Origin of the sequence: Corynebacterium otitidis ATCC 51513, assembly GCF_000296405.1 — a bacterium.
GTDB lineage: Bacteria > Actinomycetota > Actinomycetes > Mycobacteriales > Mycobacteriaceae > Corynebacterium > Corynebacterium otitidis.
Genome location: NZ_JH815193.1, coordinates 525,623 through 547,360, shown reverse-complemented (window position 1 = coordinate 547,360; position 21,738 = coordinate 525,623). Strand labels below are relative to the sequence as shown.

Annotated in this window: 24 protein-coding genes; 12 read left to right on the top strand and 12 right to left on the bottom strand. The window is 73.4% G+C overall.

Features of this window, described 5'->3' with window-relative positions:
- Positions 1 to 225 precede the first annotated feature (225 nt).
- Both HMPREF9719_RS09500 and pcrA read left to right on the top strand, forming a co-directional pair.
- The gene (locus HMPREF9719_RS09500; RefSeq protein ID WP_004600936.1) at positions 226 to 789 is read left to right on the top strand and encodes a hypothetical protein; all 564 of its coding nucleotides are present in this window, start codon (positions 226 to 228) and stop codon (positions 787 to 789) included.
- A 79-nt stretch (positions 790 to 868) separates the two neighbouring features.
- Positions 869 to 3,298: a DNA helicase PcrA gene (pcrA, locus tag HMPREF9719_RS05230; RefSeq protein WP_004600935.1), complete on the top strand. Its 2,430-nt coding sequence runs from the start codon at positions 869 to 871 to the stop codon at positions 3,296 to 3,298.
- A gap of 40 nt (positions 3,299 to 3,338) precedes the next feature.
- Here pcrA and HMPREF9719_RS05225 read toward each other — a convergent pair whose 3' ends face one another.
- The 5 genes from HMPREF9719_RS05225 to HMPREF9719_RS05205 form a co-directional block, all read right to left on the bottom strand.
- Positions 3,339 to 4,055 (bottom strand): cyclase family protein, encoded by a 717-nt coding sequence (locus tag HMPREF9719_RS05225; protein ID WP_004600934.1) that lies wholly within the window; start codon positions 4,053 to 4,055, stop codon positions 3,339 to 3,341.
- A gap of 58 nt (positions 4,056 to 4,113) precedes the next feature.
- Positions 4,114 to 5,475 carry a GntP family transporter gene (locus HMPREF9719_RS05220; RefSeq protein ID WP_004600933.1) on the bottom strand — a complete coding sequence of 454 codons (1,362 nt, stop codon included), beginning with the start codon at positions 5,473 to 5,475 and terminating at the stop codon, positions 4,114 to 4,116.
- A gap of 6 nt (positions 5,476 to 5,481) precedes the next feature.
- A complete protein-coding gene (locus tag HMPREF9719_RS05215) occupies positions 5,482 to 6,381 on the bottom strand; it encodes an NAD(P)-dependent oxidoreductase (protein ID WP_004600932.1) in 900 nt (299 codons plus the stop codon).
- Positions 6,382 to 6,481: 100 nt separating this feature from the next.
- Positions 6,482 to 7,903 carry a four-carbon acid sugar kinase family protein gene (locus HMPREF9719_RS05210; protein ID WP_004600931.1) on the bottom strand — a complete coding sequence of 474 codons (1,422 nt, stop codon included), beginning with the start codon at positions 7,901 to 7,903 and terminating at the stop codon, positions 6,482 to 6,484.
- Between the two features lie 229 nt (positions 7,904 to 8,132).
- Complete coding sequence (locus HMPREF9719_RS05205; protein ID WP_004600930.1) at positions 8,133 to 8,936, bottom strand: M23 family metallopeptidase; 804 nt, start codon at positions 8,934 to 8,936, stop codon at positions 8,133 to 8,135.
- A gap of 343 nt (positions 8,937 to 9,279) precedes the next feature.
- Between HMPREF9719_RS05205 and HMPREF9719_RS05200 the strand changes: the two genes are divergently transcribed.
- The 4 genes from HMPREF9719_RS05200 to HMPREF9719_RS05185 all read left to right on the top strand — a co-directional run bounded on the left by HMPREF9719_RS05200 (position 9,280) and on the right by HMPREF9719_RS05185 (position 13,821).
- Positions 9,280 to 11,058 carry a cell division protein PerM gene (locus HMPREF9719_RS05200; RefSeq protein ID WP_004600929.1) on the top strand — a complete coding sequence of 593 codons (1,779 nt, stop codon included), beginning with the start codon at positions 9,280 to 9,282 and terminating at the stop codon, positions 11,056 to 11,058.
- A gap of 11 nt (positions 11,059 to 11,069) precedes the next feature.
- Entirely contained in the window at positions 11,070 to 11,648 is a 579-nt protein-coding gene (gene purN / locus HMPREF9719_RS05195) for a phosphoribosylglycinamide formyltransferase (protein WP_004600928.1), read from the top strand.
- Positions 11,649 to 11,709: 61 nt separating this feature from the next.
- Positions 11,710 to 13,284 (top strand): bifunctional phosphoribosylaminoimidazolecarboxamide formyltransferase/IMP cyclohydrolase, encoded by a 1,575-nt coding sequence (gene purH / locus HMPREF9719_RS05190; protein ID WP_004600927.1) that lies wholly within the window; start codon positions 11,710 to 11,712, stop codon positions 13,282 to 13,284.
- Between the two features lie 162 nt (positions 13,285 to 13,446).
- Entirely contained in the window at positions 13,447 to 13,821 is a 375-nt protein-coding gene (locus HMPREF9719_RS05185) for an ectoine synthase (RefSeq protein WP_004600926.1), read from the top strand.
- Between the two features lie 319 nt (positions 13,822 to 14,140).
- Here the strand turns inward: HMPREF9719_RS05185 and rpsR are convergent, their stop codons facing one another.
- From rpsR to rpmB, 4 genes are read right to left on the bottom strand one after another with little or no spacing between them, the layout of a single operon-like run.
- Positions 14,141 to 14,389 (bottom strand): 30S ribosomal protein S18, encoded by a 249-nt coding sequence (gene rpsR / locus HMPREF9719_RS05180; protein ID WP_004600925.1) that lies wholly within the window; start codon positions 14,387 to 14,389, stop codon positions 14,141 to 14,143.
- A 16-nt stretch (positions 14,390 to 14,405) separates the two neighbouring features.
- Entirely contained in the window at positions 14,406 to 14,711 is a 306-nt protein-coding gene (gene rpsN / locus HMPREF9719_RS05175; RefSeq protein WP_004600924.1) for a 30S ribosomal protein S14, read from the bottom strand.
- A gap of 3 nt (positions 14,712 to 14,714) precedes the next feature.
- Positions 14,715 to 14,879: a 50S ribosomal protein L33 gene (gene rpmG / locus HMPREF9719_RS05170; RefSeq protein ID WP_004600923.1), complete on the bottom strand. Its 165-nt coding sequence runs from the start codon at positions 14,877 to 14,879 to the stop codon at positions 14,715 to 14,717.
- A gap of 3 nt (positions 14,880 to 14,882) precedes the next feature.
- Positions 14,883 to 15,119: a 50S ribosomal protein L28 gene (gene rpmB, locus HMPREF9719_RS05165; RefSeq protein ID WP_004600922.1), complete on the bottom strand. Its 237-nt coding sequence runs from the start codon at positions 15,117 to 15,119 to the stop codon at positions 14,883 to 14,885.
- Between the two features lie 442 nt (positions 15,120 to 15,561).
- On the opposite strand from rpmB, the gene HMPREF9719_RS05160 reads away from it, so the two are divergent.
- From HMPREF9719_RS05160 to HMPREF9719_RS05140, 5 genes are all read left to right on the top strand, one after another.
- Entirely contained in the window at positions 15,562 to 15,837 is a 276-nt protein-coding gene (locus HMPREF9719_RS05160) for a type B 50S ribosomal protein L31 (RefSeq protein WP_004600921.1), read from the top strand.
- Between the two features lie 18 nt (positions 15,838 to 15,855).
- Positions 15,856 to 16,032, top strand: a complete 177-nt coding sequence (gene rpmF / locus HMPREF9719_RS05155) for a 50S ribosomal protein L32 (RefSeq protein ID WP_004600920.1) — start codon at positions 15,856 to 15,858, stop codon at positions 16,030 to 16,032.
- 216 nt (positions 16,033 to 16,248) lie between these two features.
- Positions 16,249 to 17,598 carry a S1C family serine protease gene (locus tag HMPREF9719_RS05150; RefSeq protein WP_004601843.1) on the top strand — a complete coding sequence of 450 codons (1,350 nt, stop codon included), beginning with the start codon at positions 16,249 to 16,251 and terminating at the stop codon, positions 17,596 to 17,598.
- 5 nt (positions 17,599 to 17,603) lie between these two features.
- Positions 17,604 to 18,206 (top strand): MogA/MoaB family molybdenum cofactor biosynthesis protein, encoded by a 603-nt coding sequence (locus HMPREF9719_RS05145; protein ID WP_004600918.1) that lies wholly within the window; start codon positions 17,604 to 17,606, stop codon positions 18,204 to 18,206.
- An 83-nt stretch (positions 18,207 to 18,289) separates the two neighbouring features.
- Positions 18,290 to 18,493 carry a hypothetical protein gene (locus tag HMPREF9719_RS05140; protein ID WP_004600917.1) on the top strand — a complete coding sequence of 68 codons (204 nt, stop codon included), beginning with the start codon at positions 18,290 to 18,292 and terminating at the stop codon, positions 18,491 to 18,493.
- 78 nt (positions 18,494 to 18,571) lie between these two features.
- On the opposite strand, the gene mscL is transcribed toward HMPREF9719_RS05140, so the two are convergent.
- The 3 genes from mscL to HMPREF9719_RS05125 form a co-directional block, all read right to left on the bottom strand.
- Positions 18,572 to 19,078 (bottom strand): large conductance mechanosensitive channel protein MscL, encoded by a 507-nt coding sequence (gene mscL / locus HMPREF9719_RS05135; RefSeq protein ID WP_004600916.1) that lies wholly within the window; start codon positions 19,076 to 19,078, stop codon positions 18,572 to 18,574.
- Positions 19,079 to 19,205: 127 nt separating this feature from the next.
- A complete protein-coding gene (locus tag HMPREF9719_RS05130; protein ID WP_004600915.1) occupies positions 19,206 to 19,865 on the bottom strand; it encodes an SAF domain-containing protein in 660 nt (219 codons plus the stop codon).
- Between the two features lie 82 nt (positions 19,866 to 19,947).
- A complete protein-coding gene (locus HMPREF9719_RS05125) occupies positions 19,948 to 20,574 on the bottom strand; it encodes a 5-formyltetrahydrofolate cyclo-ligase (RefSeq protein WP_004600914.1) in 627 nt (208 codons plus the stop codon).
- A gap of 147 nt (positions 20,575 to 20,721) precedes the next feature.
- On the opposite strand from HMPREF9719_RS05125, the gene HMPREF9719_RS05120 reads away from it, so the two are divergent.
- Complete coding sequence (locus HMPREF9719_RS05120; protein ID WP_004601844.1) at positions 20,722 to 21,678, top strand: UTP--glucose-1-phosphate uridylyltransferase; 957 nt, start codon at positions 20,722 to 20,724, stop codon at positions 21,676 to 21,678.
- Positions 21,679 to 21,738: the final 60 nt, after the last annotated feature.

The following is a 21,738-nucleotide window of genomic DNA, read 5'->3' as shown; positions in this document are numbered from 1 at the left end:
GCCCTCGCGCGCACGGGCGACGAGCTGCTCGCCGCGCTCGGCGCGGGGCTCGCGCTGGTGGCGATCGGCGGCGCGCTGGTCGTCGCCCGCCGGCGCAGCTAAGGAGCCGGGTCCCGAGCGATAGGCTCGGTCCCGACCGACCCGGCACGCGCCCCGCGCCCGTCCGCTCGGCGCGGGGCGCCCGCCCGCCCGGGGGCATATCCGGGGCATAGAGGAAGGACAGCGATGGAGTTGAGGAAGCTCGCGGCCGCGGCGGCCGCGGCGGCGGGCCTGGTGCTCGCGGCGTGCGGCGGCGGCGCGGACGACGCCGCCTACGGGGACCCCGACGAGCCGGGCAGCACCCAGCCGCCCGCCGAGGGGCCCGCGGTCGACCCGGACGAGCGCTCGCTCGTCGTGTTCGCCGAGGACGGCCCGGCCGCCGACGCCGCCCGCGATGCCGCGGGAGGCGCCGAGCTCGTCGCCTACGAGCCGGGCTCCAGCGTGCGCGACGAGCTCGTCGACGCGATCAACGCGGGCCCGGACGCGATCGTCGCGGTCGGCCCGGGCGCGGCCGCCGCGGTTGACAGCCTCAGCGCGGAGGCGCTCGCCCAGCCGTTCGTCGTGCTTGGCGCGCAGCTGCCCGAGCCGACCCAGAACGTCACCGCCGTCGTGTGGGACGGCGCCGACGAGCGCTGGGACACCGCCGGCGACGCCGAGCCCGACTGGTCCCGACTCGAGGAGGCCCTCGGGGAGGGGCTTGCCGCCGCGGAGGACGAGGAGCGCGCCGGGCACGTCATCCTCCTCGACTGACCCGCCCTGCACCGAAAGGGGCGGGCTTCCCGGCTCCGGGCCGGCGGCGGCCGGGCCGGTGAGTAGAGTCGCGGTCATCATGGTTGACTTCGCCGATTCGCCGTTCCAGCCCGCCGCCCCGACCGGACCGGCGCCCGCCGGGCGCGGCCCGGCCGCCGCCGGGGGCCCCGAGGAGCTGCTTCAGGGCCTCAACGACGAGCAGCGCGCCGCGGTCACCCACTCGGGCGGGTCGCTGCTCATCGTCGCGGGCGCGGGCTCGGGCAAGACGGCGGTGCTCACCCGGCGGATCGCGTACGTCATGGCGCGCCGCGGGGTGCAGCCCGGCCAGGTGCTCGCCATCACCTTCACGAACAAGGCCGCCGCCGAGATGCGCGAGCGCGTCGCGGAGCTCGTCGGGCCGCAGGCGCGCCGCATGTGGGTCGCGACGTTCCACTCGGTGTGCGTGCGGATCCTGCGCTCCCAGGCGCAGCTCGTCGAGGGGCTGAACTCGAACTTCTCGATCTACGACGCCGACGACTCGCGCCGGCTTTTCGGCATGATCGCCAAGGACCTCGAGCTGGACACGAAGAAGTTCACGCCCCGCACCTTAAGCAACGCGGTCTCCAACCTAAAGAACGAGCTCGTCGGCCCCGAGGAGGCCGCCCGCCGCGCCGACGAGACCCGCAACCCCTTCGACAAGGCGGTAGCTGAGGTCTTCGACGAGTACCAGCGCCGCCTGCGCCGGGCGAACGCGCTCGACTTCGACGACCTTATCGGCGAGGTCGTCGGCATCTTCTCCTCCCACCCGGAGGTCGCCGAGTACTACCGGCGCCGTTTCCGGCACGTGCTCGTCGACGAGTATCAGGACACCAACCACGCCCAGTACCGGCTCATCGCCGAGCTCGTCGGGGGCCGCGGGGAGGACTCCGCGGTGCCGTCCTCGGAGCTGTGCGTCGTGGGCGACTCGGACCAGTCGATCTACGCGTTCCGCGGCGCGACGATCCGCAACATCGAGGAGTTCGAGCGCGACTACCCGCAGGCCGAGACGATCCTGCTGGAGCAGAACTACCGCTCCACGCAGACGATCCTTAGCGCCGCGAACGCGGTCATCGCCCGCAACGACAACCGGCGGGAGAAGAACCTGTGGACCGCGCTGGGGGAGGGCGAGCCGATCCGCGGGTATGTCGCGGACAACGAGCACGACGAGGCGCGCTACATCGCCTCAGAGATCGAGGACCTCGCCGCGAAGGGGACCCCGTACGGCGACATGGCGGTCATGTACCGCACGAACAACGCCTCCCGCGCGATCGAGGACGTGCTCATGCGCTCCGGGGTGCCCTACCGCATCGTCGGCGGCACCCGCTTCTACGAGCGTAAGGAGATCCGCGACGTCATCGCCTACCTCAGGGTGCTCGACAACCCCGACGACGTGGTGAGCATGCGCCGCATCGTCAACACCCCGAAGCGCGGCATCGGCGACCGCGCGGTCGGCTTCGTGAGCCTCCACGCGGAGAACCACGGCGTCTCGTTCGCCGAGGCGCTCGACGCCGCCGCCCACGACGAGGTGCCCATGCTGGGTGCCAGGGGCAGAAACGCGATCGCGCGCTTCACGGAGCTCCTCGACGGGCTGCGCCGCGCGTCCCGCGAGCTCGTCGACGAGGACACCGGCATCCCGAGGCTCGGGGAGCTCGTCACGGAGATCCTCGAGCAGACGGGCTACCGCGCCCAGTTGGAGAACTCCAACGACGTGCAGGACGCCTCCAGGCTCGACAACCTCAACGAGCTCGTCTCCGTGGCGCGCGAGTTCTCCTCCGAGGCCGCCAACCTCGCAGGCCTTGGCGACGCCCCTGAGCCCGAGGAGGGCGAGGCCCCGCCCGGCAGCCTGCAGGCCTTCCTCGAGCGCGTCTCGCTCGTCGCGGACGCCGACCAGCTGCCCGACGAGGGCCAGGGGCTCGTCACGCTCATGACGCTGCACACCGCGAAGGGCCTCGAGTTCCCCGTCGTGTTCCTGCCCGGCTGGGAGGACGGCCAGTTCCCGCACCTCCGGGCGCTCGGCGACCAGAAGCAGCTCGCCGAGGAACGCCGTCTCGCCTACGTCGGCATCACGCGCGCGAAGCGGCGCCTCTACTTAAGCCGCGCGCTCGTGCGCTCCTCGTGGGGTAGCCCTGTTACCAACCCGGCGAGCCGCTTCCTCCAGGACATCCCCGAGGACCTCATCGACTGGGTCCGCGAGGAGCCCGAGGCCGCCGGCGCGTGGGGCGACGACGCCGGCTTCGACCGGGGATTTGGCTCGGGCCCGCCGGCGCGGCCGAAGCGCCCGGCCCGCCGCCGCAGCCCGAAGGGCTCGTCGCTGGGCTCCTCGAACCTCCACCTGGAGGTCGGCGACCGCGTCAACCACGAGAAGTACGGGCTCGGCACCGTCGTCGAGGCCAACACCGCCGGCGCGCACGAGACGGTGATGATCGACTTCGGGTCCTCGGGGACGGTGCGCCTCATGCTCATCGGCAACGTCCCCTTAGAGAAGCTCTAGTCCCCGGTTCGCCGCGCGCGGCGCGGCGGCGAGAGTCGGGCTAGGCCTCCCGGTCTCCGTCCGTCTCCCCGCCGAGGGCCGCGATGGCGGCGACCTGCGCGGAGTCCACCCCCGCCAGCCGCAGCGGCCCGAGGGTGAGGAACTCGATCCGGCGGCGGCCGAGCGGGGCGAGCGACATGTCCTCGACCGCGGTGATGAGGTGGTCGTTGCGGCAGCCGAGCAGCCACCGGTGCGCCGGGGTGCCGTAGTCGTTGGTGGGGGACCCCACAGAGAGCCAGTCCATGCCGACGCAGTCGAGGCGCGGGCACTCCTCGGAGAGCCACCGGCAGGCCTCCGGGTGGAGGGAGACCCCGCGCTCGCAGTAGGTCTCGGGGTCGGCGTCGCGGCGCGCCTCGAAGCCGGTGCGGATAAGCAGCAGGCGGGCGGCGGCGATCTCCTCGCGGTGGGCCTCGAGGTCGCCCCTCGTGACGACGGAGGCGGGCTCGTCGCGGTGCGGCAGGTCGATGAGCGCGATCTCTTCGCCCTCGTAGGCGAAGTAGCGCATGGGCAGCTCGTCGAAGCTCGGGCCGCTCAACCGGTGGTGGCGCGGGCCGTCCATGTGGGTGCCGACGTGGCCGGGCAGGGTCGCGGTATAGGCCGCGAACTCGGAGCCCTGCTCGTCGCCGCGCGCCCGGTCCTGGCGCAGCCCAAGGGTCGGCTCGCCGGGGAAGGCGACCCCGCCGGGGCGCAGCACGTGGGAGAGGTGAACGAAGTCCATCGAGGATCCTTTGTCTTTGGTGGTGGGGCCGGGCGCGGTCAGGGAGGCGGCGTGCCCGCTAGCCGGTGAGCGCGTACGCCGCGAGCGTGAGGCCGAGGCCCACGACGCTGACGATCGTCGAGGCGACCGTCCACGTCTTCAGCCCGTCCTTCACGCCGAGCCCGAGGTAGCTCGTCACGATCCAGAAGCCCGAGTCGTTGACGTGGGAGAAGCCCGCCGCCCCGAAGCACAGGGCCAGCAGCACGAGCACCGCCTGCGCCGGGGAGAGCCCCGCGTCGGCGAGAGGCTGGGCGACGAGGCCCGCGGCGGTGAGGATCGCGACCGACGCGGAGCCCTGGGTGACGCGTAGCGCCGCGGCGATGAGGTAGCCCATGAGGATGAGCGGGATGGAGGTCTCCGCGAGCGAGGAGGAGAGCGCCTCCCCGATGCCGGTGGCGACGAGCACCTCGGCAAACGCGCCGCCCGCGCCGGTGACGAACACGATCGTCGCGACCGCGGGCAGCGCCGAGTCGAACACCGAGCCGCGCCGCTTGAGCGACCAGCCCTGCTGCCGGCCGAGGACGACGTGCGCGGCGAGCACCGCGACGAGCAGCGCGATGGGCGCGGCCCCGACGAAGCCCAGCACGTCGTGGGCGAAGCTGTCGTCCTCGGCGAGCATGGTGCCCGCGGTGCCGCCCATGATGAGCACGAGCGGCAACAGCACGAGCGCGACGACGACCCAGGCGCGCGGCGCGGGCGCGCCGTCGCCGTCCCCGGCGTCGGAATCGTCGGTCCCCTGGGCGGTGACGGGCCCGTCTCCCGGGGTGACGCTCGCGCGGCGCAGCGGGCGCATGAGGTAGAACCCCGCCGCCACGGCGAGCGCGCAGATCGGCAGGGCGACGAGCACGAGGCGGCCGGCGTCGACCCCGAGGATCCCCGCCGCGGCGACGGGGCCGGGGTGCGGGGGAAGCGCGACGTGCACGACGATCATCGCCGCCGCGACGGGCAGCCCCACGTCGAGCGCGCGGACCCGGGCCGCGGCGGCGAAGCCGAAGACCACGGGCGCGAGGATGATGAAGCCCACGTCGAAGAAGACGGGGATGCCCAAGACGAAGGCCGCGGCGGTCACGGCCGCGGCCACGCGGCGGCGCCCGAGCCTCGCGGTGAACGACTCGGCGAGCGAGCGCGCCCCGCCGGCGACCTCTAGGGCGCGGCCGAGCATCGCGCCGAGCCCCACGACGAGCACGACCTGCCCGAGGGTTCCGCCCACCCCGTCGACGATGGTGGGCACCACGTCGCGAAGCGGCAGGCCGGCGGCGAGCGCCGTGCCCACGGCGACGATGAGCAGCGCGACGAATGCGGGCAGCCTCACCCACAGCACGAGGGCGAGCAGCGCCGCCACGGCGAGCGCGGCGATCGCGAGGAGCGCGACGGCGGACACGGCCGGCTACCCCTCTCGGCCCGGGGCGCTGGGGCTGATAGTGCGCACGACGGTCGAGTCGTCGCGTTCCCCGTCGCCGGCGGCGAGGCCCAACAGATAGGACTGGCGTGCCGCGCCGGCCACGGGATGGGGCAGGTTGAGCGCCCCGGCCGTGTCGGCGACGATCCCCATGTCCTTAACGAAGATGTCGAGCCGGGAGCGGACCTCAGGCTCCCCGCCGGCGAGCGCCTCGAGCATGCGCGGTCCGCGGTCGCCGAGCATGAACGACGACGCGGCGCCCGACATGAGCGCCTCGAGCGACTGCTCGAGGTCGAGGTCGAGCTTCTCCGCGAGCGCGAGGGCCTCCGCCGCGGCGGCGATGTGCGCGCCGCACAGGAGCTGGTTGACGGTCTTGAACGCCTGGCCCTTTCCGGGCTCGTCGCCGACGCGCACGAGCGTACCGGCCATCTGCTCGAGCACCGGCTCCACGGCCTTGTAGTCCGCGTCGCGGGCGCCGACGGCGACGAGCAGGTCGCCCTCGCCGGCGCGCGCCGGCCCGCCCGAGACCGGCGCGTCGATGAGCACCAGCCCCCGCTCGGTCAGCGAGCGGTCGGCCGCGAGGGCCGCCTCCCGGCCGACGGTTGAGGTGAGGATCACCGCCGCGCCGGCGGCGAGGACCCCGGCGACCCCGTCGGGCCCGTCGAGCGCCGTCTCGAGCTGCGGGCGGTTGCGCACCGCCAGCAGCACGGCGTCGGCGCCGTCGGCGGCCTCCCTCGCGGAGCCGGCGGGGGAGACGCCCGCCTCGGCGGCGAGTCGGGAGCGCCCGGGATCGGGGTCGTAGCCCCGAACTGTGAAGCTGCGGGCCAAGTTCGTGGCGATGGGCAGGCCCATCGCGCCCAAGCCCAGCACGGCGACGGTGTGAATCATGGTGTCGTCCTCCCTTGAGACGAGAAGCGAAGAGGAGTCGATGGTAGGCGCGGGCGCGAGCCCCGCGCCGGCTTTTCGGGCCCCGCCCGGCCCGCGGCCTCTAGGCGGAGAGCTTGGCGACGACCTTGGCGAGCGAGCCGTCGTCGCCGACGTTGCCGGCGAACACGACGTAGGAGAGCCCCTCGGAGCGCTCGTCCGCGCCGCGCCACAGGGAGATGATCCCGTCCCCGAGCGGGCCCGCGACCATCGCGCGCCTGATGCCGAGGCCCTTTGTAGCGACGTCGGAGGAGGTGATGCCGCCCTTGGCGACGACGAAGCGCGGCGTCGCGCGGGCGACGATGCCGGCGACGGCCTCGACGACCGCGCCCGAGACCGAGCGGGCGATGGCGAGCGACTCGTCGGCGTCGCGGCCCCGCACGAGCGTCCGCGAGGTGCTCACCACCACTGTGCGGTCGGTAAGCGCGGACACCGCCTCGTCGATGACCGCGGCGAGATGGGCGTCGCGGCGCCCCTCGTCGAGGAGCTCTTCGACGTCGAGCACGAGCTCGGCGACGTCGCGCTCGGCGCGCAGCCGCTCGAGCTGCCTCGTGGTGAGCGCGACGTGGCTGCCCACGACGACGAGACCGCCGGCCGTGGCGCCGGCCGGGGGCTCGACGCCGTTCAGCGGCGCGGGCGGCTCAAGGCCGATGCGGGCGCGCACGAAGGTGGGCCCGACCCGGTAGAGGAGGGTGCGGCCCCGGGCCTCGGCGCGGATCACCCCGAGCGCGAGTCGCCGCAGGTCCTCCTCGGTGACCGCGTCCGCGGCGATCACCGCGCCGCGGGGCGCGGCCGCGATGAGATCTCCGACCTCGTCGACGTCGCGGCGGATCGCCTCGATGGGCACGGAAACGACCTTGGCGGCGGGCACGCGCCCGCCGGTCTTCTCCTCAACCCACTCGTCGAGCCGCGAGGAGCGAAACCCGAAGCTCGCGTCGCCGGCAAATTCCGTCTCCCCGACGGGCACGTAGCTGCCCTCGGAGTTACGGGCGTAGTGCACCCCGCCGACGGTGACGCGGCCCGCGTCCGGGAAGGCGGGCACGAGCAGCACCGCGTCGACGGGCCGGCCGGTCGCCGCGGCGACCTCCTCGGCGAGGACGTCGGTCTCTAGGGGGAAGTGGCCGCGCAGCGTCGAGTCGGAGCGCGACGCGAAGCGCAGCCGCACCCCGCCCGCCTCCTTAGCCGCGGCGTAGGCGTTGCGGGCGACCTCCCGGTTGACCTCCTCGGCGCGCCTCGGGCTCAGGGAGCGGGAGTTGGTCATGACGTAGATCGCGCGCGCCCCGGTGCCGAGCGCCCACGCGAAGTCCGCGGGCTCCCACGCGGCGAGCACCGGAAGGCCTGCGACCGGCTGGGTGCCGGTGGGGTCGTCGTCGAGGACGACGAGGACCTCCTCGCCGGGCGGGGGAGCGGCGGCGGCGACCTCGGCGGCGGACGCCTCGGCCGGGGCCGGCAGGGAGGCGGTCGGGTCGGCTGCGGGATCGGTCACGGGCGGCGCCGCCTTTCCGGTCGGGGGCTACGGGTGAGCGCCGCCGGCCCGGGCTCGTGGCCGGCGCGGGCGGCGGCAAGGTTCACCCACCCATTCTGCCCCCGGCCACCCCGGCCGGGCGGAGGAGGGGTGCCCCTGGGCACGAGAAAAGCCCCGCCACATCGTGTGGCGGGGCTCCTCTCGGATAAGGGAGGGAGTGCCGCCCGAAGCGGGGCGGCGATGGCGTCTCTTAGAGGGAGATGCCGCGCTCGGTGAGCCAAGGCAGCGGGTCGATCGCGCCGCCGCCGTTGGGGTGCACCTCGAAGTGGAGGTGCGTCCCGGTGGAGAAGCCCATCGAGCCCATGCCCGCGATCTTCTGGCCGGCCTGGACCTGCTGGCCGACGCTCACGTCGATGGAGGACATGTGGCCGTAGACGGTGATCGTGCCGTCGTCGTGCTGGATGCGGACCCAGTTGCCGAAGCCCGAGGCCGGGCCCGCGTCGATGACGACGCCCGACATCGCGGCGACGATCGGGGTGCCCTCGGAGTTCGCGATGTCGAGGCCCTGGTGCATCGAGCCCCAGCGGACGCCGAACGTGGAGGTCAGCGTGCCCTGGGCGGGCTTCGCGACGCCCGCCTGCGTGGTGGCGATCAGGCCGGTCTTCTCCTCGACCTGGCCGGCGGCGGCGCGCTGCTCGGCCTCCTGTCGCTCGGCCTCGGCGCGCTCGCGCTCCTCGTTCTCCTGGTCGATGCGCTCCTGGTGGCTGGCGATCGCCTTGGCGACCTGCTCGTCGACGTTCTCGAGCGCCGGGGCGGCCTCGGGGGCCTCGAGGACCTGCGGCGCGGCCTGCGGGAGGCTCGCGCCGTCCTGCTCGCCGGCGGTGTAGGCGCTAAACGCGTAGCGCGCCGGAACCTCGACCTTGTCGCCGTGGATCGCGTCCGCGGCGGCCGCGCCGCCGACGCCGGCTGTGGAGACGACGCCCGTGGCCGCGGCGGCCATGAGCACGCGGCTGCGCGCGGTCTGCGTGCTGTGCGACTTCCGGTGCTTGCCCAAAGTCTCGAACTCCCTACCCGATCTCGAAGAAGGACTGTCGCGATGCGATCCCGGGGCGGATTTTCCCTACCCGGTTCTCGCGGCGATGACCACGGTCCGAGGCGGATCGTAATCATTTCGTTATCTTCCGGGAGGGAACACTACCCACCCGCGCCTGACGGAGCAACCCTAAGCCCGAGAACCCCTTCGCCGAGGGAGGTTGAGTCCCGCGCGGCGCGGGCAAAAGCCCACCGCACGCGGGGTTCGGCCCCAGAGGCGTCGGGCGGGGACGGAATCCCCCGACGGTCCCGGGGAGCGCCGCGCCTTCGCCGCCCGCGCCAGGCCGCGTGGCACAGTAAGGGGGATGGAGGAGCACACCAACTATCAGCCGCGCAGGAGGCCGAGGCGGGGCCGCGGCCCCTCGGCCGGGGCGGCGCGCAGCCCCCGCGGCGCCACCCGCCCGGGCCCGCGGGGCCAGTCCCGACCCGCAGGAACGCCCGCCGGCCGCCCGCGCCGCGAGGTCACCCCGCGCGAGCGGCTGGCGCGCTTTTTCCCCACCGTGATCGTTCCGCTCGCGCTGGTGATCGCGGTGCTCGTCGTCGTGGCGTTCGCCGCGCTGCTCATCGGCGGCGGCACGCTGCGCGCGCTGCCCGGGATCGTCGCGGCCGGCTGGCTCGTCGTCAACGGCGGCCCCGTCGCCTTCGAGGACGTCACCTTAGGGATCGTGCCGCTGCTCCCCGCGCTGGGGCTCGTGTGGCTCGTCGCTGCCCGGGTGCGCCGCCGGGTGCGCCACCGCGCGACCCTGCAGGACCTCGGGGTGCTGGCGGGCTACTGCCTCGCCGCGCCGCTCGTCCTCACCCTTATCGCGTGGGCGGTGCTCGCCGCCTCGCCGGAGGACCTGCCGACGAGCGCGCCGCCGCTCGGGCACGCGCTGGCCACGACGCTCGTGCTCTACGCGGGCGCGTTCGCCGCCGGGCTGCCGCCCCGGCTGTGGCGCGCCGCGGCGCTGCGCCTCGGGGTCGCCGGCTGGGTGGTTGACGGCGCGGGCCTCGCGGCGCGCTTCCTCATCGGGCTCGTTGCGGCTGGCGGGATCGTGCTCTTCGGCGCGCTCGTGGTCGGCGCGCCCCGCCTCGGGGAGATCGCCGAGGCCTTCGCCGGGCCGGGCGGCGTCGCCGCCGCAGCCCTGCTGAGCATCCTCTACCTGCCCAACGCGGCGGCCGCGACCGCCGCGGTGCTCGTCGGCGCGGGCCTAGAGATCGGCCCGGCCGAGGTGTCGCTCTTCAGCGTGCACCTCGTGGCGCTGCCCCCGCTGCCGCTGTTTGCCGCCGTCCCGCCCGAGGCGCACCCGGCGGCCTGGCTGCTGCTCGCGCTGCCCGCGATCGTCGCGATCCGCGTCGTCGGCGCGCGCGTGCCCCGCCCCCGGGAGACCGCCGTCGCGGCGCTCACTGTGGCGGTCGTCGTGTTCGCGGCGCTCTACGCCGCCGGCGGGGAGATGGGCGCCTACGGCTGGACGGGCGGCTCGCTGGTCGCGGGCGCGCTCGCCGCGGCGGGCTGGCTCGCCGCCGCGGGTCTCGTGGGCCGCGGCATCGTCGTCGCCCGCGAGTACCTCAACGCCCGCGCCGCCGCCTCCGGGGTCGCCCGCCCGACGGTCCGCGCCCGCGAAGACAACACGGGCACCATAGATAACAAGGAAAGCAACGAAAACACGGGCACCACCGAAGCCGGCGCCGACGCGGCCGCCGAGGGGCCCGCGGGCGAGCCCGGCGACGGCGCGGACTACGCCGCTGAGCAGACGGAACCGGCCGCCGACGCCGCCGTGGACGCGGAGCCCCAGCCCGCTGGCGACGACTCCGTCGGCGACGACGCCGACGAGGCGGCGGCCGGCGCCCAAAAGGCCGCGGGCGAGGAGCCCGCCGAGCGGCCGGCTGCAGAGGATCAGCCCGACGGCGTCGAGGGCGGCGACCCGGCCAGGGCGGACGCGGCCCCCGACGGCGGGGACGCCGCGGGGCCCGAGGCCGCCGCCGATGACCCGGGCCGCGCTGACGGCGGCGACGGGGACGCGTCCCGCGGGGACGCCGCGGACGACGAGGGCGCGGATCCCGAGGCCGGGGACCCGGGCGACGGCGCGGGGGAGGACCGCTAGACTTCACTCGCGTGACTGCCTCGCAACCGCTCGCCGTCCTCGCGCTCGCCTCGGGCTCGGGGACGCTCGTGCAATCGATCCTCGATCATGCCGGCGACGACTACCGCGTCGTCGGGCTCATCGCCGACCGGGACTGCCCCGCGATCGAGCGGGCGCGCCGCGTCGGCATGCCGGCCCGCGTCGTCGAGCTCGGCGGGGACCGCGACGAGTGGAACGAGCGCCTCGGCGCGGCGATCGACGAGGCCGGCGCGGACCTCGTGGTCTCCGCGGGCTTCATGCGCGTCATCGGGCCTGCTCTCGTCGAGCGGCTGCGCGGGCGGCTCATCAACACCCACCCCGCGCTCCTGCCGTCCTACCCGGGCGCGCACGCCGTGCGCGACGCGCTCGCCGACGGCGCGACGGTCACCGGCACGACCGTGCACCACGTCGACGCCGGGGTGGACACCGGGGCGGTCATCGCGCAGCGCGTCGTGCCCGTCGAGCCGGGCGACGACGAGGCCACGCTCCACGAGCGCATCAAGAAGGCCGAGCGCGCCCTCATCGTCGAGGTCATCCGGGCCTGGCCCCGGCCCGGCCGCGGTGAGAACTAGTTAGCACGGACGCGGCGCCCGCGCGGGACAAGCAGCGAACAGGCGAAGGAAAGCGAGCAAGGTGAGCGAGATTCGGCGGGTCCGGCGGGCCCTGATCAGCGTGTACGACAAGACCGGGGTCGCGGACTTCGCCCGCGGCCTCTCCCGGGCCGGCGTGGAGATCGTCTCCACCGGGTCGACGGCCGGCGTCATCTCAGACGCCGGGGTGCCCGTCACCCGCGTCGAGGAGCTCACCGGCTTCCCGGAGTGCCTCGACGGGCGGGTCAAGACCCTCCACCCGCGGGTCCACGCGGGCATCCTCGCCGACCGGCGCCGTAAGGAGCACGCCGCGCAGCTCGAGGAGCTCGGCATCGAGCCCTTCGACCTCGTCGCGGTGAACCTCTACCCGTTTAGGGAGACCGTCGCCTCCGGGGCCGGCTACGACGACTGCGTCGAGAAGATCGACATCGGCGGGCCGGCCATGGTGCGCGCCGCCGCGAAGAACCACGGCAGCGTCGCCGTTGTCGTCGAGCCTTCCTCGTACGCGGGGATCCTCGACGCGGTCGAGGCCCGCGGCGGCCTCGACGACGCCGATCGTGCCCGGCTCGCCGCCGCGGCGTTCCGCCACACCGCCGAGTACGACGCCGCCGTCGCCGGCTGGCTGAGCGCGCAGACCGACGACGAGGACACCCCGTTTGGCCCGTGGCGGGCGACCTCGCTGCGCCGCGCCGGGGTGCTGCGCTACGGGGAGAACCCCCACCAGCCCGCGGCGCTCTACACGACCGGGGAGGGCGGCCTGGCCGGCGCCCGGCAGCACCAGGGCAAGCCGATGAGCTTCAACAACTACCAGGACGCCGACGCCGCGTGGCGCGCCGCCGGCGACCACGAGGGCGCCTGCGTCGCAATCGTCAAGCACACCAACCCCTGCGGCATCGCCGTCGCCGACACGGTCGAGGCCGCCCACGCCGCGGCGCACGCGTGCGACCCGGTCTCCGCGTACGGCGGGGTAGTCGCCGCGAACCGCACCGTGACCGCGGGCCTCGCGAAGGCGCTCAAGGGCATCTTCACCGAGGTGCTCGTCGCCCCCGGCTTCGAGCCTGAGGCCCTCGAGATCTTGAAGGAGAAGAAGAACCTCCGCGTCCTCGAGGTCGCCGAGCCCGCCGGCGCGGCCGGCGGGGAGTCGCGCACCCCGATTAGCGGCGGGGAGCTCGTGCAGCTCGCAGACCGGGTCGACGCGCCCGGCGACGACCCGAGCACCTGGCGGCTCGTCGCCGGCGAGGCCGCCGACGAGGAGACGCTGCGTGACCTCGAGTTCGCGTGGCGCTCGGTGCGTGCCGCGAAGTCGAACGCGATCCTGCTCGCCCGGGGCGGCGCGACCGTCGGGGTGGGCATGGGTCAGGTCAACCGGCTCGACTCGGCGCGGCTCGCCGTGGAGCGCGCCAACACGCTCGCCGAGGGCGAGGAGCGCGCCCGCGGCTCGGCGGCGGCCTCGGACGCGTTCTTTCCCTTTGCCGACGGCCTAGAGATCCTCGCCAACGCCGGCGTGCGCGCCGTCGTGCAGCCGGGCGGTTCCATCCGCGACGAGGAGGTCGTCGAGGCCGCAAAGAAGGCCGGGGTGACGATGTACCTCACCGGGGAGCGCCACTTCGCCCACTAAGGGTTAAAGCCGGCCCTTGACCGCCGCCCGCCCCGCGCGCCGACCGCCGCGGGGAGGGCGGCGTTGTCTTGCCTCCCTCACCCCGGCCGGAGTCGGATGACGGCGCTTACCACATTCCCCTAGCTGTTGTCGCGCGCACACTTCGCTGGGATACTGGGGGACATGTTTACGAGAAAGCGTAGCGACGTCGAGGGCGTCGAGTGGGGCAACGGCACCAGCCACCGGGTGCTCACCGAGAAGGACAACATGGGATTCGCCGTCGCGCACACCGTCGTGCGCGCCGGCACGGAGTCCAGGCTGCAGTACCGCAACCACCTGGAGGCGTGTTACTGCATCTCCGGCACCGGCAACGTCGAGGACACCGACGGGAACCTCTACCCGCTCGAGCCGGGCACCATCTACGTGCTCGACAAGCACGACAAGCACTACCTGCGCGCCGACGAGGGCGGCGACATGGAGCTGGTGAGCATCTTCAACCCCGCCATCACCGGCGACGAGGAGCACAAGCTGAGCGAGGACGGCTTCTCCAGCTACTAGGAGGACGTCTGGGCGGCTGGCCGGCCGCTCCCGAGCCACGCGCCCGGGGCACTGCCGCGCGCCCGGGAGGAAGAGAAACGACGCGGCCCGGGGCCGGGCCCGCGGGAGGATGAGACCTCCGCGGGACCCGACGCCCCGGGCCGCGTCGCCGCGGCGGGCGGGGTTGCGCATGAAAAAGACCGGGCGGGCGCCCGTCCTCCCCTCAAGAAGTAGGGGAGTGGGGCGGCCTCGCCCGGTCTAGATAAAAGTCTGCCTTCTACCGGCCAAAGCTACTCCAGCGGTAAAAGACCGCTGTTGGTCGACTCTGCTCCCAGCTGGACTAGCGGCTGGTGAACGGCAGGAGCGCCATCTCGCGCGCGTTCTTCACGGCGGTGGCGACCTCGCGCTGCTGCTTCGGGCTCAGGCCCGTGACGCGGCGCGAACGGATCTTGTGGCGATCCGAGATGAACTGACGAAGGGTGTTGGTGTCCTTGTAGTCCACCTTCTCGATGCCCGCGGCCTTGAGCGGGTTCTTCTTGTTGCGGCGGCTCGGCTCGTGCCGGTTGCGCCGGTTGTTGCTGCGCTTCATCAAAAAACTCCCTGACTTACCAGCTCGACTTGCGGACACCGGGAAGCTCACCGCGGTGAGCCATCTCGCGCATGCGGACGCGCGAGAGACCGAACTTGCGGAGGTAGCCGCGCGGGCGGCCGTCGTGCGAGTCGCGGTTGCGCACGCGCACCGGGGAGGCGTCGCGCGGCTGCCGGTTGAGCTCGAACTGCGCCTCGAGGCGCTCCTCGTCGGGGGTGTTCGGGTTCTTGATGATCCGGCGCAGCTCGTTACGGCGCTCCGCGTAGCGCGCGACGATCTCCTTGCGCTTCTCGTTCTTGACGATCTTGGACTTCTTGGCCATGGATTATCGCTCCTCGCGGAACTCGACGTGCTGGCGGACAACCGGGTCGTACTTCTTGATGCGAAGGCGATCGGGGTTGTTGCGCTTGTTCTTGCGGGTGACGTAGGTGTACCCGGTACCAGCCGTGGACTTCAGCTTGATGATCGGGCGAATATCGTTGCGAGCCATGAGTTAAATCTTCTCCCCTCGCGCCCGGATGCGGGCAACCACGGACTCGATGCCGTCGCGGTCGATGATCTTCAGACCCTTCGTCGAGACGTTAAGGGTGATCGTGCGCCCCTCGGAGGGGAGGTAGAACCGGCGACGCTGAACGTTCGGGGTCCACCGGCGCGAGGTGCGCCGGTGCGAGTGCGACACGGACTTCCCGACCTTGGGTCGGCGGCCCGTGACCTGGCAAATAGCCGACATGATGAACTTTCTCCTAGCCGCCCACGGAAGCGTCAGGCAGCCGGGCGCCGCGCCGAGAAGGGCATCCTCGGGGCGCTGTCGGTGCCAGCTTGCGGGGCGTAGACGAGTATTTTCGACAACAGCAAGGAAGCATCCTACAGCCCAGCCCGCCTAGCTCCTAATCCCCTGGGCGTGGGGAAGGCGCCCGCCGATTATCCCCGCGCCGCGCAGGTGGTGTACCATCTCCCAGGTTGGTCGCCGCGCCCGCCGGGCCACACCCGTGGGGAGCCGCCGGGATGGCGGCGGCGGCCGGGCCCCTGACCCTAGGGAATCGGCCACCTTAACGACCTGTCCATCGACCCGACTCGGGCACGATCCCGCCCGGGGCGCGCACAGTTAACTACGGTGCGGGGCCTCGTAGGGCGGGAACCGACCCGCAGTAGTACCTGAGGGAAGAGAAGAGATGAAGAAGGATATCCACCCGGATTACCACGCCGTGGTCTTCCAGGACGCCAGCACGGGCCACAAGATCCTGACCCGCTCCACGGCGACGAGCGATCGCACCGTCGAGTGGGAGGACGGCAACGAGTACCCGCTCATCGTCGTCGACGTGACCGCCGAGTCCCACCCGTTCTGGACCGGCGCGCAGCGCGTCATGGACACCGCCGGCCGGGTCGAGCGCTTCCAGCAGCGCTTCGGCGGCATGGCCCGCCGCAAGAAGAAGATCCAGAGCAACTAGGAAAGGGAGGGATCCGACGTGGCTGTCCCCAAGTTCAAGAAGTCCCGGGCCAACACCCGCACCCGCCGCTCCGCGTGGAAGGCGAACAACCCCAAGCTCCAGCAGGTCGTCGTCGACGGCCAGTCGGTCCTCATCCCGCGCCGCCTCGTGCGCGCCGCGAAGGAGGGCCTCATCGACGTCGAGCAGTTCTCCTAGGCCGCTAGGCCCCGTAAAAGGGGCCGCCAGGAGAGCGCCCGCGCGTCTCGACCAAGGCGCCCGCTCCCGACCCACACCCGTGGGCGGGGCGGGCGCCTTTTCGTTCCCGCCCGAGCGGCCCGCCCCGAGGCGTACAGCGACCTTTCAGTAAACTCTGGCGCACGGGCAGCCGCGCTGGCAGTGAACGCTAGAGCGCGGAACGTAGAACTAGAGAGCATGAGAGACATGAACGGTTCTGGGGACACCGACCGGCCCGAGGGTCGGCGCCACGGCGCCCGGCCGGAGGACGACAACAACCCCTACTCCCGCGGCGGCGAGGGCTACCGCGGGTCGTGGGCGTCGAACTGGGGCGGCCGCGACGAGCGCGAGGCCGATGGGCGCTCGAGGGGCGGCGACGAGGGGGCGCGCACCTTCTCCTTCTCCTACGACGACCCCTCCGGCGAGCCCGAGCACGCCGACGACTCCGACACGAAGACGACGAACGGCGGGCGGAAGGTCGGCCTCGGCGCGGCCGTCGCGCTCGCCGCCGTCGCGGCGGTCGCCGCCGGCACGATCTCGGGCCTCATCGTCGGCCAGGTCGGCTCGAACGACGCGGTGTCTTCCTTGGACGCGCCGTCGGTGCAGCAGGAGGACACCACCGGCGAGGAGAGCACCGGCGTCGAGGCCGTCGCCGAGGCGGTGCTGCCCTCGGTCGTGTCGATCCAGGTCCTCAGCACCCAGGGCTCCGGCGAGGGCTCGGGCTCGATCATCTCCTCCGACGGGCTCGTGCTCACCAACAACCACGTCGTCTCCGCCGCGCAGAACGGCGGCCGGCTGCAGGTCACGCTCAACAACGGCGAAGCCCACCCCGCCGAGTTCGTCGCCTCCGACCCGTCGACCGACGTCGCGCTCATCAAGATCTCCGGGGTGAGCGACCTGCCGGTCATGGAGTTCGGCGACTCCGACCAGCTCAAGGTCGGCCAGCCGGTCGTCGCGATCGGCTCGCCGCTGGGACTCTCCTCGACGGTGACGACGGGCATCATCTCCGCGAAGAACCGGCCCGTGCGCGCCTCCGACGGGGGCGGGGAGTCCTCGCTCATCGACGGGCTGCAAACCGACGCGGCCATCAACCCCGGCAACTCGGGCGGCCCGCTCGTCGACATGCAGGGCCACCTCGTGGGCATGAACTCCGCGATCGCCTCGCTCAGCGGCGGCGGCTCCGAGGGGCAGGGCGGCTCCATCGGGCTGGGCTTCGCGATCCCCGCGAACTTCGCGAAGCGGGTCGCCACCCAGCTCAACGAGACCGGCGAGGCGACCTACCCCACCCTCGGGGTCCAGGTGCGGCCCTCGCTCAGCGAGCCGGGCGCGCTCGTCGCGGGCGTCGTCGATGGGAGCCCCGCCGACGAGGCGGGCATCGTCGACGGCGAGTCGATCACCAAGGTCGACGACCGCAAGATCGACTCGGCGGACGCGCTCGTCGCCGCGATCCGCAGCAGCGAGTTCGGCCAGACCGTCACCCTGGAGGTCACCGGAGACAACGGCGACACCCGCGAGGTTGAGGTGACGCTCACCGACGGGGAAGAATAGAGTCCATGGCAGAGAACACCAGCGGCGCGCCCGCGCCGCTCGCGGAGCGCCTCGGCGGGGAGGCGGAGGTGGGCGCCCGGTTCGCCGGCGTGCCCGAGCCGGACGACGACTACCTGCGCGCCGCGGATAACGAGCCCACACCGATCCGGCGCAGCACCGCGCTCGTCGTCGAGGTCGCCGACCGCTTCGGGGAGCCGGGCGCGGCGAAGCTCGCCGGGGAGCTCGCCGCCGAGGGCGGCCACGTCGTCACCGGGCTGGTGAGCGTCGGCGCGGCCGACGAGGAGATCACCGCCGCCCTCGAGCACGCCGTCGTCGGGGGAGTGGACCTCGTCCTCACCGTCGGCGGGGTGGGGGTCGCCGGGCGCCACCGCGCCCCGGAGGCCACCGCCGCGCTCCTCGACCGGGAGCTCCCCGGCCTCTCCGAGGCGCTGCGCGCCGCCGCGCTGAAGGCGGGCGACGCCGACGGGGCGCTCTCCCGCGGGGTGGCGGGGATCTCCGGGTCGACGGTGGTCATCAACCTGCCCGCGGGGCGGGCCGGGATCCGGTCCGGCCTCGAGGTCGTCCTCCCGCTCGTCGAGGCGGCCGTGCGCCAGTCGCGCCGCCACTAGCGAGGGATGACGACCCGCCGCCGTTGAAGGCGGCGCCGAGCAGTCGAGCCACGAGCCGAGAGGGGAGGGGCGAGCCAAAGCCCATGACCATCCGCAAGCGCCGCCGGGCGCGGCGGCCGAGCGACGCCGCCAACATCGACCGGCTCGCCGACACGCCGCACCACGGCTTCGCAGGCAGCGCGGACGCCGACGCGCAGCGCGTCGTCGCGCTCGACGAGGACGCTCCCGCCGAGCCCGAGCGCAGCCGCGAGGAGGAGCTGCGCGAGGAGCGCCCGCCGCACTACTAACACCCAGAGACACGAGAACGCCGCCGGCCGCGGCCCGGGCGATCCGGGAGCGGCCGGCGGCGTTGTTGCGCGCGCGGGCTAGCTGTTCTTCCCGTCCTCGGCGCCGGGCCCGTCGGCGGTGCCGGCCTGCGGCGCGGTCTCGGGGACGCTGTGGCGGCCGCTCGGCTCCTCGAGCTCGCCGGCGCGCTCCTTCAAGAGATCGCGGATCTCGGCGAGGAGGTGCTGGTCGTCGGGCAGCTCCTCGGCCTCCTCGGCCTCGACGCCGAGGCGCTTCTTCTTCAGCTCCGCGAGCTTGTTCATCGGGGCGATGAGGATGAAGTAGACGACCGTCGCGACGAGCAGGAAGTTGATCGCCGCGGAGATGACCTTCCCGAAGTCGATGATCGTCGCCGAGTTGCCCGAGATGAGCTGGACGCTTAAGCCCTCGACCTCGCTGCCGTCCCCGCCGAGTGCGGCGACGAGCGGGTTGACGATGTTGTCGGTGGACGCCTCGACGATCGAGGTGAACGCCGCGCCGATGACCACGGCGACGGAGAGTTCGATGACGTTCCCGCGGAGGATGAAGTCGCGGAATCCCTTGAGCACGGCCAGCTCCTTAATAAAATCAGTCAGTCGGGTAGGACGCGAAGGTCGGGGGCGGGTGGCCCCTAAGCCGGCCGCGTCGGGCCGCGGCCGCGCGGGTCCACCGTAGCCGGAAGGGCTCCCGCCCCGGTCAGGCCACGCGGGCGCGCGGCCCGGTAACGACCAGGGTGAGCGGCGCGACGAGAGAGGCGGCCGCGACCTCCTCGGCGGGCACCTCGGGCAGGGCGAGGAGCACCCGGTCCGAGGACTCCTCGCCGGGCTCGCCGGCGAGCACGACGCGCGCCCCGCCGGCGACGACCCGGGGCCGGTCCCCGTCGTGGCTAATCACGCTGACGACGTCGCCGTGGCGCAAAAGGGGGAGGATCTCCGGGGCGGCGACCGCGAGCGGCACGAGCGTCGCGGGGCCGAGCTCGGGCGGGGTCTCGCCGAGGAGGCGCGCCGCGGAGTCGTGGCCGAGGAGCTTGTGCTCGGTGAGGATCTCTCCCGCGGCGAGCGGCGCGGTCGCCACCGCGCCCGCGGCGCGCTCTATGCCCTCCGGGCCCGAGAGGTGGCCCTGCGGCGCGAGGGCGGGCGGGACGCGCTGCTCGGTGAGCGCGGCGGCACCGATGGGGGAGCCCGCCTCGACCGGCTCGGCGAGGGCGAGGACGGGGACCTCCCCGCCGCGCTCGGCGAGCACGCCGAGGCCCGCGGCCGCGACGAGCGCGCCGGCGGCGGCGCGGCGCAGATAAAGGGAGCGCCGGTATCCCGGGCGGCGCGCGGAGTCGAGAAGGCCCTTAAGGTCCAGCCCCATGGAGCGCTTCGACGCGCCCGCCCGCCGGCGCGGTTCCATAAGCGCGCGGCGGGGGCCGGGGAAAAGAGGTGAGAGCCGGTCGCTACTCCTCGTCGAGGAGCGTGAAGCCGCTCTGGGTGGCGTACGCGTCGACGGGCAGGTCGTGGTCCTCGGTGGGGATGTCCGAGCGCACCTCCCAGTCGTAGGCGAGAGCCACGACCTCCGGGCGCGGCCCGTCGAGCGCGTCGAGCTCGGCGAGCGCCCGGTCATAGAAGCCGCCGCCCTTGCCCAGCCGGTAGCCGTCCGGCGTGAGCCCCAGGGTCGGCACGACGATGAGCTCGCACTCGGCGAGCGCCTCGTTGCCGCGCGCCTCCTTAGGGTCCGGCTCGGCGATGTCGAAGCGGCCAGAGCGCATCCGGCCCGCGCCCCGGTACGGCGCCCACGAGAGCTTCCCGTTCGCGCCCGTGATGGGCAGCAGCACCTGCGCGGTCTCCCCCTGGAGGACGTCGAGCAGCGCCGGCCCGCCGGGCTCTGTGGCCAGCGGCGAGTACGCGGCGATCAGCCGTGGGGTGCCGGGCAGGGCGCGCAGCCTCGCCGCGAGGAAGGAGACGATCGCGTTGTCTAGGCGGCCGCGCTCCTCGGCGGGGAGGTCCTCGCGCCGGGCGCGCAGCTCGCGGCGGATCTCGTCCTTGCGCTCTGCGGGGGATGTGTTGGAAGCCGAAGTAGCCATGAGCCCCAACCTAGCCCGGGCGGGGAGCGTCGGCCGCCGCGCCGGCCCGCCGGGCTGGGCGATCCGCGCGGGAAACGGGTATTCGGGCACGCCAGCGCGGCCTGCCGCTGGGCTTTTCCCCCGGCGGGGCGGGTAGCATGACGGGCTATGGATTCAGCACAACGGCAGCATTCGCGCGCCGTGCGCACCGTCGTGGTGCCCGCCGCGGGGCTGGGAACCCGTTTCCTTCCGGTGACCAAGATGGTGCCCAAGGAGCTCCTGCCCGTCGTCGACACCCCGGGCATCGAGCTCATCGCGCAGGAGGCCGCGCAGCTCGGCGCGGAGCGCCTGGCGATCGTCACCTCCCCGACGAAGCACTCCGTCGAGCAGTATTTCGAGCGCGCCGAGGGCCTCGAGGAGACCCTCAAGGGCCGCGGCAAGGAGGAGCAGCTCAGGAAGATCACCCGCGCGCCCGAGCTCATCGACGCCGTCGCCGTCGTCCAGGAGGAGCCGCTCGGCCTCGGCCACGCCGTCGGCGTGGCCGAGCAGGTCCTCGACGACGACGAGGACTGTGTGGGCGTCATGCTGCCCGACGACCTCGTGCTTCCCTACGGGGTGCTAGAGAAGATGGCCGCCGTGCGCGAGCGCCTCGGCGGCAGCGTGCTGTGCGCTTTCCCCGTGCCCGACGAGGCGGTCTCCAGCTACGGGGTGTTCGCCGTCGACGACTGCGACAAGTCCGTCTCTAAGGCCGCCGGCGCCGAGGTGAAGAAGGTCACCGGCATGGTCGAGAAGCCCGCCTTAAAGGACGCGCCCTCGAAGCTCGCGGCCGCGGGCCGCTACCTCCTCGACCGGGACATCTTCGACGCGCTGAAGCGCATCACCCCCGGCAAGGGCGGCGAGCTGCAGCTCACCGACGCCGTCGAGCTGCTCATCGACGAGGGCCACCCCGTCCACGTCGTCGTCCACGAGGGCAAGCGCCACGACCTCGGCAACCCCGCCGGGTTCATCAAGGCCTGCGTCGACTTCGGGCTCGGCGACCCCGACTACGGCGAGCACCTCGAGGAGGAGATCCAGGCGCTCCTCGACGAGCACCGCTCCGGTCGCTCGGGCGGCGGGCGGCCCTAGATGACGAGCCGCCCCGGGCCGAGGCCGGGGCCGCGCCTGTGAGGAAGGGAGCTAGACGAC